This is a genomic window from Desulfitobacterium sp. LBE (genome assembly GCF_007830365.1).
Lineage (GTDB): Bacteria > Bacillota > Desulfitobacteriia > Desulfitobacteriales > Desulfitobacteriaceae > Desulfitobacterium > Desulfitobacterium hafniense.
Genome location: NZ_VLKD01000001.1, coordinates 1,398,296 through 1,411,580, shown reverse-complemented (window position 1 = coordinate 1,411,580; position 13,285 = coordinate 1,398,296). Strand labels below are relative to the sequence as shown.

Genomic DNA, 13,285 nt, shown 5'->3' with positions numbered 1-13,285 from the left:
ATGAAAAAGTTATGGACTGACCAAGCCTGGGCAGACTACCTGTACTGGCAAAGTCAAGATAAAAAAACGCTGAGAAGAATAAATCAACTTTTACTGGATATTGAGCACAATGGTTATGATGGAATTGGTAAACCGGAACAGTTGCGCGGCGATTTAACCGGGTGGTGTTCCCGCCGTATCGATAACACGAACCGGCTTGTCTATCGTATGACTGATGGGATAATCGTTATAGCAAGCTGTCGTACGCATTATGGTAATAAATAATTAAGAGGCTCAAGGGGCGGTCAGGGGACCGCCTCTTGTTTTAAGATATGGACCAATGACCCTTCGCAAAGCTGCCGCCACATCATCGATGTCTTGATTCGTTAAAAAATGATTACTCCTGGAATTTGTCTACCGGGTTTGTCACACTTAATATCTTGGCCACATAGACTATGAGTAAAGCGACCGAAAAGGACTGGTAATTATGATCATGAAGTATGTTTTTCCGGCCACTATGGAGCGCAATGCCCTGTCGGGTCGATATATTGTCATTTTCCCGGATCTGCCGGGCCTGATCTGTCAGGGGGAAACTCAGGAAGACGCTTATCATGATGCGGAACTTTCTTTGGGGATTCATCTGTACCATATGGAGAAGGACAACAAACCCATCCCGAAAGCTTCTGATCCTGTTGACTGGCCGAAGCGGGAGGGGGCCGAGGTTATTGTGCTGGAGGCTGATACGCTGGAGGTCCGGCAGGCCATTGATAGAAAAAAAGTTCCCAAAAACATCATGATTCCCAAATGGTTAAAGGATCTGGGAGAAGAAAATAAGGTGAATTTCGCCCAAATCCTTAAGGAAGGGTTAATGGCTGAGCTGGGAATTTCCGAGTAAAGGCAGGAATGTTGATGGAGTATAGGTTCCACAGTCTGTCTTACCAGATTGGCAAGCGCTTGCCGATCTGGAGTACACTCAGGAGAGCATTCCGCTAAGACGTTCCCAAGGAGAAACGGGCACGGTTTACCGCAGACCGGATCGGGTCGTGGAGGAAAGACAGAGCTCCAGAAAGTCCCGCCTTACCAAATTGGCAAGCGCTTGCCAATTTGAGCGGCGAAGGGAACAACCTGGCAAAATCAATAAAAAATAGAACAGCATGAAAATCCCTTTATTCGAATGGTATAATATTCGAATAAAGGGGTTTTTTTCTTATTTCAGGGAGAACGCTTTTGAGTTTTCTGACAATGATCTGAGGTAACTCGATTGGGGAGGAAAAAACATGTCCAATTATGATTTTCATGCTTTGTTAGAACCGCTGGAATTTCAAGATCTGGTTTGCGATATCTTCAGCTCCGGGATAACATCTTTCTGGAAACCTATAAGGAAGGGCGGGATTCCGGGATTGACGGTTCCTATACGGATAACACACAAAGGATCATTGTTCAGGCCAAACGCTGCCCACAGGATTTTAATAAGCTGTATCGCGGCCTGCAGCATAGGGAATTGCCCAAAGTAAAAAAATTGAATCCGGACCGTTATATCCTGGGTGTCTCAATGGACTTTAATCCCGAGCAGAAGACAAAGATTGTAGAGCTCTTTGCAGGGTATATCACCAACACCAGGGATATTTTAAGCAGCAAGGATATCAACCGTCTGCTCAGAGAGCCATCCTATGAGCACATCCAGTATGCCTATCCCAAGCTCTGGTCACCTAACCTTGCCGTTCTGGAAAAGTTGTTAAAAGAATCTGTGCACCGGGCTGCCTACAAAGAGTCGTCGGAAGATCTGAAAGATGCTATTAAAGCGTCAAAAGTTTTTGCCCCCACCAGGATTTACCGCCAGGCATTGCGGGAGTGGTCTCAGAACCAGATCATTGTGATCTCGGGGGAGCCCGGCGTAGGCAAAACGACCATGGCCTACCTATTGGCTCTGGCCTACCTGCAGCCGGATAATCTGGCCGGATTCATCTGGGCCAATTCCATTCATGATGTCTACGCGATGATGGATGATCAGCAAAAGCAAGTCATCATTCTGGATGACTTTTGGGGCAGCATCTTTCATGATGACTATACACGAAGAAACGATGAAAATCGCCTGGACAAGCTGATCAGGCGTATTATTGAGTCCAAGGGCCAGAAGCGCCTGATTCTTACTACAAGAGAATATATTCTCCAACAAGGCTTACAAAAACATCCTGCCCTCAGAGAAACCCTGGCTCAATATGCATTAATCTGCACCATGGAAGAGTACGGCGAGGATGAAAAGGCCAGCATCCTGTTTCGTCATCTTTATGCCTCACAGCTTGATTATCACTATGTGGATTATTTGTTCGCCAAGTCCAGTGAGATTGTAAGTCACCGGAATTACAACCCGCGTGTGCTGGCGCTATTTCTGGCCAGGGAACCTGACAGAGAGTGTTCTCCTCAAGACTATTATGAGGAGTTATGTGACTACTTTGACAACCCCAGTGCTTTCTGGAAAGCTATTTTCGTTGATCTCTCTCCGGAAGCCCAAATTGTGGCCATGCTTTTGCTGATTTCTTCGACCCCCATGCTTTTAACGGATATGGCTCGTTGCTACCAAAAATATATTCATGATTGCACCAGGCAAACTACGGTAAAGAATTTGAGCGAGACCATAGCGGAACTGGAGAAGACGATGCTTAAATCGTTTTACGACGAGGAAGAAGAAGCCGTTATGTTAAGGTTCAGCATGCCGGCCGTACAGGATTTTCTGTATCAGCACCTTGAAGAAAACGGTGAGCACTATATTCCGCTCCTTTTACAATGCTGCACGTTATACAACCAGCTGCAATTTCTCCTGGAACATCTATCCATGAAGTGCAGCAGGAGAGTTGCTGATCTTATTGTCGAGGAATGTATCTTACATTACCAGGACTATGGTGACAGCTATAGGGACTATGACGGCAGTTGGAATTGGGATGTGGACACATTTCCCTATGAATACGAACACCTGCATAGGTTTTTTCATCTGCTGCGCTGTTACAACCCGGAAAGACATCCTGCCCTTGGGCGGTTTTTAGAAAGGGAGATAAAGGATTATTGCTTAACGATGGGCAGCAGTGATCCGGAAGCTCAATACACAGACCTACATAATCTGCCGGATATTATTGGCCGCTGTAGCCAAAAAGGGATGGTTTTCAACGGCAAGGCCGTGATTGATAACTACTATGAGGAAGCCTTCAGCGTCTATCATTATCGGGCTATGGAAAAATTCCGGGACGTGTTTCCGGAAGAGTACGGTGTATTTTATAAGACTTATTTTCCACGCATAAAAAAGAATTTAAAGAATACGATCCTTTCTGAATTGGAGTTTCTTGAAGAATTCGCAATGGATATACAGCTGGATAGGTTGGTCGATGATATACCGGACTTTCTTAAGGAATTCGGCCTGCGCTATACCAAAGAATTCGGACGGCAGGTACTCGACTTATGCGGCAGAGAACCGGTGCCTTTAACGAGAAAAAAAGCTGCGTACGCCAAGCCGTCACATGGGGGTATGGATCAGGAAGAGAGGGCCCTTGAAGCCGTTAAGGAAGATGCTGAAACCTGGCTTTTGGGCCCAGGCGAAACCGACCTGGAAGAGGAACAGATTGTAGAGATGATTGCTGAGAGCGGCCTCAATCCGCAGCTGAAAGAAGAACTGAAAAAGACCCTTAATACGGGGACGCCCTATTATATCTATAACTTTCTGCAGACCAAAGAATCTGTCGAACTGCTTCTGGCTACTTTGGAAACATCGGGAGATGATCTTCCTGAACGGGAAAGCAGTCTTTATATGATGCTCTTGTCCTATATTGGCCGGGAAGACCTGGAATTAATAAAAAAGCTCATAAACTTTTGCACGGAAAGCTTTATTATGTTTATGTATCGGGATGAGCCTGTGCTGCGGGTCAATCAATTCTTGGCGGAGGATGTTTATCTATCCTATCTGAAACATGACCCTGAATTTTATGAAGTTGTTTCTGAGAATCTGCTGATCAGAGATGAGCAATGGGTGCGTTTTCTCCATATCCCACTCTTTATCTTCTGTCATGCTTCTATTATGGTTATGGGATGCAATGAGAAAGAATTGGCAGAATACTATCAGGATGTATGGGGAGATAATTCCAGCAAAATTAAGTATGTCACAAAATATGATTGGGGAAGTCAGGCAAGCATTAGCTATGTGGATATGGGAACCTATCATTTCCGACGATATGATTGGGAAGGATGCATGTACCGGCTGTTTGAGGAGCTGAATCCCTTTCATTTTAATCAAACCTATGTGGAACCTGTCCTAAAACGTTATTTGGATGAGCTGGGTGATGGAGGTGACGATAGTAAGGTCTTAAAGCATCTTACCCTTTGCAGGATGCAGGCTGAATACACGGAAAAGGGCGTTTTCCGCTCTCTGGGCTGCCTGATTAGTGACGAGCTGGTGATGATCGAACACTTGTCAATCGCTGAGTTTTGGACTGAATTGCCGAGTCAAATAAGAAGGACAAGACTGAAAGAACTGCAAAAAGGGGAGAAGATATGTAAAAAAGACAACGACAGATGGAGGATATTACTCTATGAGATAAAGGATGTTAAGTTGTTAAAAGAGCTGGGCGTTTATGATGACACCTTGAGGTTTATCAACGAGGTGGAGGGTACCTATTTAAGGTTTCTGGACGGGAATTATGCGCTAATCAAGAGTTGAATTTTTTATGGGCTACCGTAATAACCGCGCCACTCTGGCGCGGTTAAACTATAGATAAAACTGTAATCAGCAAATAGGGGCTTGACAAAACAGTAAAAAATAGTGAAAATTACTACAATTGCAAACATAGACCGATTAAGAAAAAGGCGGCGAAGGGAGAGTAAGGAATGAAAGAAGTAACGAAGCAGCAACGCATCAGGGTAACCGTCAATGGACGACAGATGGAAGTCTATGGTGATCTGACGATTCTTCAGGCTTTGCTTCAGGAGGATATCCATATCCCTCATTTATGTTACGATATCCGGCTGGAGCGTTCCAATGGCAACTGCGGGCTATGTGTGGTGGAGTTGGGAGAAGGCAGCGAACAACAGGATGTGAAAGCCTGCCATACTCCGATTCAGGAAGGTATGATCATTCATACCAACAGTCCGAGGCTGGAGCATTACCGCAAAATTCGTCTGGAGCAGATTCTGGCGGATCATAATGCCGACTGTGTGGCGCCCTGTGTCATGACCTGCCCGGCCAATATCGATATCCAGTCTTACCTGAGCCATGCCGGCAACGGCAATTTTGAGACGGCGATTAAGGTCATTAAGGAGCGCAACCCTTTTCCCATCGTTTGCGGAAGAGTCTGCCCTCATCCCTGTGAGGCCCAATGCCGCCGGAATTTAATCGATGAGCCGGTGGCCATCAATCATGTCAAACGATTTATTGCCGACTGGGATATTGCCCATGAACAACCCTGGGCACCTCGTAAAAAAGCATCTACCGGCAAAAAAATTGCCGTGGTGGGCGCCGGTCCCTCAGGGCTGAGTGCTGCTTATTACAGCGCCATTCAGGGACATGATGTCACAGTATTCGAACGCCACCCCCGGGCCGGGGGCATGATGCGCTACGGAATTCCGGAATATCGCCTCCCCAAGGAGACTCTGGATCGGGAGATCGGGCTGATTGCCGATCTGGGCGTCAAAATCATGACCAACAAAGCCCTGGGCACTCATATCCGGTTGGAGGATCTGCATCAGGACTTTGATGCAGTCTATCTGGCCATTGGTTCCTGGCGGGCAACACCCCTGCAGATCGAAGGAGATAATCTGGAAGGAGTCTGGCTGGGCATCAACTTCCTGGAGCAGGTGACGAAAGGAGCGGACATTAAGCTGGGTGAGCATGTGGTCGTCATCGGCGGCGGCAATACGGCCATCGACTGCGCCCGGACCGCGCTGCGCAAAGGGGCGGGCTCCGTCAAACTGGTCTATCGCCGGACCCGGGAAGAAATGCCTGCGGAATCCTATGAAGTGGAAGAAGCAATTCACGAGGGAGTTGAAATGTACTTTTTAACCGCCCCCCATAAGATCGTCGCCGAAGGCCGGCGCAAGCTGCTTCATTGTATCAAGATGACCCTTGGGGAGCCGGACCGTTCCGGCCGGCGCCGGCCGATTCCCATTGAAGGCAGCGAGACGGCCTTTGAAGCGGATACGATTATCGGGGCCATCGGTCAAAGCACCAATACCCAGTTCTTATATCATGATCTTCCTGTCAAGCTGAATAAGTGGGGAGATATCGAAATCAACGGCAAGACCATGCAGACCTCTGAGATGAATATCTTCGCCGGCGGCGACTGTGTCACAGGTCCGGCTACAGTTATTCAGGCTGTGGCGGCCGGACGTCATGCGGCGGAGGCTATGGACAGCTTTTTGATGAAAGGCTATGTCAAGGAGCAGCCTGTGGATTACAGCTGCAGCCGCGGGTCCCTGGAAGATCTGCCCCAGTGGGAATTTGAGAAGATTCCCCGGCTGAAACGGGCCCCCATGCCGGCACTGCCACCGGCGGAACGACGGGATAATTTCCGGGAAGTGGAGACAGGGCTCAGTGAAGAGACAGCAAGAGCGGAAGCCCGGCGCTGCTTAAAATGCGGCTGCTATGAGCGTTATGACTGTGACTTGCGCCAGGAAGCTAGTCTGCACCATATTGAGTTTAAGAAACCGGTCCATGAACGGCCCTATATCCCTATTGTCGAGGATCATTCCATTATCATCCGCGATCACAACAAATGCATCTCCTGCGGCCGTTGCATCGCCGCCTGCGCAGAAGTGGAAGGTCCCGATATTTTGAGCTTCTATATGAAGCATGGCCGTCAGCTGGTGGGGACGAAGAGCGGACTGCCCCTGGATCAGACCGACTGCGTCAGCTGCGGCCAGTGTGTGAATGCCTGCCCTTGCGGCGCGTTGGACTACCGCAGTGAAATCGGCAGGGTATTCAGAGCCCTCAATGATCTGGGCAAAACCACCGTAGCGTTTGTAGCTCCGGCAGTGCGCAGTGTGGTCTCTTCCCAGTATGGGGTTTCCTATCAGGAGGCTTCCCGGTTTATTGCCGGACTTCTGAAAAAGATCGGCTTTGATAAAGTTTTTGATTTTACCTTTGCGGCGGATTTGACCATTGTGGAAGAAACCACAGAATTTTTAACCCGCCTGCAAAGCCATAAGCGGATCCCCCAGTTCACCTCCTGTTGTCCGGGCTGGGTCAATTTCGTGGAGCGCCGCTATCCGGAAATCATTCCCTATCTCTCCAGCTGCAAATCCCCCCAGATGATGATGGGAGCTACGGTGAAAAATCACTTTACGGAACTGACGGAAATCGACCCCAAGGATCTTTATGTGGTTTCCATTGTTCCTTGCATAGCCAAAAAGTATGAGGCAGCCCGACCGGAGTTCAGGTCAGAGGGAATCCGGGATGTGGATGCTGTGTTGACCTCTACCGAAATGCTGGAAATGGCGGATATTAAGTTGATCGAGCCCGCCGATGTGGAGCCTCAGGATTTCTGCGAACCCTATAAACGAGTATCCGGGGCGGGGATTCTCTTTGGGGCCTCAGGGGGCGTGGCGGAAGCGGCTCTGCGGATGGCGGTGGAGAAACTGACCGGGGAGGTCTTGACAGACCAGCTGGATTATCAGGAAGTGCGCGGACTCCAGGGGATCAAAGAGGCTGCCGTGGAAGCCAAAGGCAAGAAGGTCAATGTAGCGGTGATCAGCGGACTGCACAATGTTGAGCCGATTCTGGAGAAGATCATTGAAGGTACGGAAGTAGGCTATGATCTGATCGAAGTGATGGCCTGCCCGGGGGGCTGTATCTGCGGAGCGGGACATCCGGTGCCGGAGAAGATCGATACTCTGGAGAAGCGGCAGCAGGTTCTCGTCAATATCGATCAAACCTCCCGGTATCGCAAATCTCAGGAAAACCCCGATATCCTGCGCCTTTATGATGAGTATTACGGAGAAGCCAATTCACCCCTGGCCCACGAATTGCTGCACACCCATTATGAAGCTGTGAAAAGGGAACCTGTTGCCAAACATGACCGTAGAATGGCGGATTCCGCTTTTGTAACCCATGAGCTTACTCTGTGTACCTGTGATAAATGTACGGCTCAAGGTTCAAGGGAATTGTTCGCGGCACTTTCCGGGAAGATCCGGAAGCTGAAAATGGACTCCTTTGTCACGGCCAGAACCATCCGCTTAAAGGAAAATCACCCCGGCCAAGGAGTGTATGCCGCCATTGACGGTGAACGCATAGACACACCGTCCGAGCAGCTTGAGCAGCGGATCTTTCAACAGCTGATCCGATGAAAGGGTGCATCTCAAGCACTTTAAGAAAATCAAAAAAGAGAATCAAATAAGTAGAGACCATCGGTAAATCCTGATAGAGCAGAATATACTTTTAAAGATAAGCGGCCCTATGGGGGCTTTACATGCAAAAAAAGTCAGCTCCTGGGATTGCTTTGTAGCAAGACAATCCCGGGAGCTTGAGTATCTGCATCTGAAGGGCAGTAGGGAAGGTCGGCTACCCGGATAGTGGTCAGATTTCGGTGTGTGCTGTGTATGGTGATGAAAACTGGCCCGCCTGCGGCGGTTGCTGTTCATTTTTCCACTAAGTTGTATTCTTTCAGCTTACGATAGAATTTTGACCGTGAAAGACCCATAAGATGAGCGGCTTTTACTTTATTGCCATTGCATTTAGCAAGTGAATCTTTTATTTGATTCATCTCTGCGATCTTTTTTTTGTATTCCTGAAAGACGGTGTTATTGCTATGATTGATACTTAGGTTTTCCCTATTGAAAGTATACTCTGCAACTTCAGTGGGAAGGTCCTCAACAGTAATATAATCGGAGAAACACAGATTAATTCCTCTCTCGACTATATTGCGAAGTTCCCGCACATTGCCGGGCCAGTTATATTCTTTCAGCATAGCCAGAGCATCCGGTGTAAAACCAGCAATATTCGTCTGAAATTGCTCATTATAAAGATTTACATAGTATTCAATCAATAGGGGGATATCTTCGCTGCGCTCACGCAAGGGGATTAGTTCGAGTGGAATAACATTTAACCGATAATATAAATCCAAGCGAAACGTTTTATTAGCTATAGCTTCACTTAGATTTTTATTTGTGGCACTTATAATCCGAACATCAAGCTCAATAAGTTTATCATCACCGAGCCGCGTAATTCGTCTTTCTTCCAATACCCGTAATAGAGCAGATTGCATATCGATGGGCATCTCGGCGATTTCATCCAGAAAAAGAGTTCCGCCTTGCGCCAATTCGAATTTTCCCGGTGCGCCTCCTTTGCGGGCACCAGTAAAAGCACCTTCTGCATACCCAAATAATTCGCTGGCAATAAGTTCCTTTGGTAAAACAGCACAGTTTATGGAGATAAAAGGACCATGTTTCCGTTCACTGCTATTATGGATGGCTTGGGCAAATAATTCCTTTCCTGTCCCGCTCTCTCCATAGATGAGGACATTGCTGGAATTTAAAGAAGCACGTTCCGCCATTTTTTTAATACGCATAAAGCGGGGGCTCACTCCAATTAAATCACTGAAATGATAAGTGCTGCGTGTTTTGTGGTTAAGAGGCTCCTTGGATTCCAGAGTAATAACCATGCCATAGATGTTGCTTTCATTATTTCTAACCGACTGGCAGTATACATGCATAGGAACATTTTGTACGTTTAAGTCCAAATGATGAATGTCATTGGAGCTTAAGCAACGCAAAGCAGGCTCCAAATCAGGAATTAGTGTTTTTAGATACTTATTCTTAAAGCTATTAGGAGGAAGATTGAAAAAGCGGAGACCTCTTTTGCTGACATCGATGATTTTGCCAATTTCGTTGATCAGGATTTTAGCTTTGGGGTTTAGCTTATCTTCGGTATATAGAGGTGATATGGCGAGAGCCAGCTTATTTTCTTCCGCTTGATTTCTATAACTAAGATAGCTTGTGTACAATTCGATATACTTGCTTAAAAAAGGGGAAAACTTGGAATGATTGGCGATTATAACCCAATACGAAGAATTAAATGGGCAGGATGCCGTGACATAGGGGTGCAATATTTTGCAGTAATGTTCTGCACCGACAACGACTTCTAACTTTTTGGTCTGAAAGGATAAAGCAGCTGCATTGGTGCCAATATTTTCTTCGCATAAGTTGGTTCCGATATCCCAATTTAGTTTGGCTAATCGTTTAAGTAAATCAGAGTCCCCATAACTTCTTATGATATTCAAGTTTAAATCAGTATAGTAAATGGCAGCGTGAATCGATATTAAAAAATCATAAAATTCCAATGCCAATTTATTATTGACCACAAATCGATCATAATCCCATTCTTGCTTGGTAAAAGAATCAAGATCAGCAAATTCCGCTGGAAACGAAAATTTGGATTTGAAGGGATCAATAGGCGCTGAATTGCAGCGTTGCCAGGAATGGATGATATCCTTTCTTAAATAAGATAATTCAACATTGGCATGATTGTTAATAAAGTCATAATAGATTGTTTTGGTTTTTTCATGATTGTATTTCGCAAACACTCAATGTCGCCTCCTTACGGATACCATTAAGTTGCTGATGCTTACATTGATCATTATAGCACAAGCTTGGACTGCCCTGCAGAATTTAATTTCGACAGTAATTCAAAGAATCCCTGGGATTTGGGATGGGTATGACCGATATTTGAGACAAGTTGGCCCGATGTCTTGAATTTCGGTCATTTTTCTTGAGATTGTCAAAGTCTCGCCCTAGTAAATAAGGGACTAAAGGACTTGTGAAACCTGGCACGTTAATTGCATTGCATTGTACTACGACTAGTCAAAAAAGATGAAAAGGGGTAATGGAAAAATGGATTTCAGAGTGACGGAAGAGCAGGAATTGCTGCTTGAAGGACTGCGCGAGGTGCTCAAAGAGGTGGCCACCCATGAGTATCTGAAAGAGTGTGACGACAACCACGCATTCCCTCAAAAAATTGCGGACGCCTTTGTTGAACACGGCTTTGCCCTTTTGGGTATTCCGGAGGAATACGGCGGCACCCCATGCGACATTACGACTCAGATGCTTGTCACTGAAGAGATGTCAAAATTCGGCGTACCCTTTCCTTGCTTTTCCAACTCCTTGTTAATTGATGATATTCTGCACTTTGGCAATGAGCAACAAAAAGCGATAACCATGGAGTATGCCAAGAAAGGGCTATGCGCATTCAGCCTTGGTATCACTGAGCCGGGTGCGGGTTCCGATGACAGTACCATGATGGCTACGGCAACACGCAGAAACGGCAAGGTCTATATCAATGCTCATAAAACCTTTATCACTGAGGCCAAACAAAGACCCTATATGCTCTGCCTTACCCGGGAGCTTAATGCGCCGAATCCCCATAAAGCGATCTCCATGTGGTGGGTTGATATGAGCAAGCCGGGTGTTAAGGTGATGCCCTGGGAAAAGATTGGCGGCAATACGGCCCCAACCTATGAAGTCTATTTGGAAGATGTTGAACTTGAGGAGGAAGATCTGGTCGGTGTCGAAGGGGAAGGCTTCATGAATTTGATGGGAAATTTCGAGGTGGAACGCATTCAGATTGCTGCCGGTGTTTTGGGGTGGGCTGAAGCTGCTTTTGAGGATGCCGCTGTCTATGCCAATCAACGGGTGCAATTCGGCAAGCCAATTGGCAGCTTCCAGCTGATCCAGGAAAAGATCGTGGAAATGGCCATCAAAATTGAGAACATGCGCAACCTGGTTTATAAGGCCTGCTGGGAGAGAGAGAATGGCATGTCGTTGCAGATTTCCTCAGCAACGACAAAATATTATTGCGTACGGGCAGCAAACCAAGTCATTGATGACGCTATGCAGATTATGGGGGGCATCGGCTACACCAAAGACCACAGAATATCCCGTTTGTGGAGGGATGTCCGCAACACCCGTTTCGGCGGAGGTACGGATGAAATCATGATTCACATTGCCGGCAGAGCTATCCTGAAAAAATATCGCAATAAATAATGAGGTGTTGGAAATGGCCATGCTGCTCCAGGGTATACGGGTTTTAGATTTATCACGGTTGCTGCCGGGGCCTTTTTGCACCATGACTCTGGCGGACATGGGTGCCGAAGTCCTGAAAATCGAAGATACCCAAGGCGGCGACTATATGAGGACCATGGGTAAACCGGTGGTGAAAGAAACCATGGAATTCCTGATGCATAACCGCAACAAGAAGAGTATGCGACTTAATTTAAAAACCAATGAGGGAAGAAATATCTTCCTGCAATTGGTGAAGGATTATGATGTCATACTGGAATCTTTCCGGCCTGGGGTGGTGGATCAACTGGGGGTGGGTTACCAGGATGTCAGGGAAGTCAACCCCAATCTAATCTACTGCTCCTTGAGCGGCTACGGGCAAAATGGGCCTTACCGCACCATGGCAGGACATGATACGAACTACCTGAGCATCGCGGGAGTTTTGGACTCTATCGGCGTCCGCAACGGGCCGCCTGTTATGCCGGGAATTACGATTGCCGATATCGCCGGCGGCTCCATGTGGGCTATCATCGGTATTCTGGCCGCCATTATCGGTCGCAGGACGATTGGCCGGGGCGAGTATATCGATGTGGCTATGATGGATGGAGTTATGCCCTTCCTTGGCTTGTATGCCGGTGATTACTTCACGGGCGGAGGGGTTCCCAAGCGCGGCGAAACAGTGACCACGGGTGTCGATGCCTGCTGCCATATCTACGCAACCAAGGATGGCCGTTATGTCTCACTGGCCGCTGCCGAACCGAAGTTCTGGAAAGGCTTCTGCCAGGGCATCGGCCGCCCGGAACTGGCTCCCCTGCAATATTCCCCGGACCCGGAACGGGCGGAGCTCATCGAAGCGGTCAGTGCCATCATGAAAACCAAAACCCAGGCAGAGTGGACGGAATTGCTGATGCCGCTGGATATCTGCTTTACACCGGTTAAAAATCTCGAAGAGGCCTTGGCGGATCCACAAGTTCAAGCCAGAAACCTGACCGTCGATGTGGAACATCCCGTGGAGGGGACGATACGCAACTTTGCCTTCCCGGTAAAATTTGCTGAAAACCCGGCTCAGATCTATAGCCCGCCACCCCTTTACGGAGAGCATACGGTAGAAGTCCTGAAAGCTATCGGCTACAGCGAAGAGCAGATCAAGGAACTGGAAAAGCAAAAAGTTATTTAGTAAATATCTGAAAATAAATACCTGAAAAATTCCTGGGGTGCCTGACTTCTTCTAAATCAACTATCGGTGTTAGGCTGACCGGAAAAAAACGGAGGACTGAAC

The 13,285-nt window shown here is 47.3% G+C and carries 7 protein-coding genes; 6 read left to right on the top strand and 1 reads right to left on the bottom strand.

The annotated features are described in order from the left end of the window. The 4 genes from DESLBE_RS06805 (at window position 1) to DESLBE_RS06790 (ending at window position 8,301) form a co-directional block, all read left to right on the top strand. Window positions 1-264: a Txe/YoeB family addiction module toxin gene (locus DESLBE_RS06805; RefSeq protein WP_005813975.1), complete on the top strand. Its 264-nt coding sequence runs from the start codon at window positions 1-3 to the stop codon at window positions 262-264. Window positions 265-466: 202 nt separating this feature from the next. Beyond that, on the top strand, window positions 467-874 hold the full coding sequence (locus DESLBE_RS06800) for a type II toxin-antitoxin system HicB family antitoxin (protein WP_005813977.1): 408 nt from the start codon (window positions 467-469) through the stop codon (window positions 872-874). A 438-nt stretch (window positions 875-1,312) separates the two neighbouring features. Then, window positions 1,313-4,681, top strand: a complete 3,369-nt coding sequence (locus DESLBE_RS06795) for an AAA family ATPase (protein ID WP_243131249.1) — start codon at window positions 1,313-1,315, stop codon at window positions 4,679-4,681. Between the two features lie 167 nt (window positions 4,682-4,848). Then, window positions 4,849-8,301, top strand: a complete 3,453-nt coding sequence (locus tag DESLBE_RS06790; protein WP_144675891.1) for an NAD(P)-binding protein — start codon at window positions 4,849-4,851, stop codon at window positions 8,299-8,301. 290 nt (window positions 8,302-8,591) lie between these two features. On the opposite strand, the gene DESLBE_RS06785 is transcribed toward DESLBE_RS06790, so the two are convergent. Then, the gene (locus DESLBE_RS06785) at window positions 8,592-10,535 is read right to left on the bottom strand and encodes a sigma 54-interacting transcriptional regulator (RefSeq protein ID WP_144675889.1); all 1,944 of its coding nucleotides are present in this window, start codon (window positions 10,533-10,535) and stop codon (window positions 8,592-8,594) included. A 307-nt stretch (window positions 10,536-10,842) separates the two neighbouring features. On the opposite strand from DESLBE_RS06785, the gene DESLBE_RS06780 reads away from it, so the two are divergent. Both DESLBE_RS06780 and DESLBE_RS06775 read left to right on the top strand, forming a co-directional pair. Next, complete coding sequence (locus tag DESLBE_RS06780) at window positions 10,843-11,991, top strand: acyl-CoA dehydrogenase (protein ID WP_144675887.1); 1,149 nt, start codon at window positions 10,843-10,845, stop codon at window positions 11,989-11,991. 13 nt (window positions 11,992-12,004) lie between these two features. Next, window positions 12,005-13,183: a CaiB/BaiF CoA-transferase family protein gene (locus DESLBE_RS06775; RefSeq protein WP_144675885.1), complete on the top strand. Its 1,179-nt coding sequence runs from the start codon at window positions 12,005-12,007 to the stop codon at window positions 13,181-13,183. Window positions 13,184-13,285: the final 102 nt, after the last annotated feature.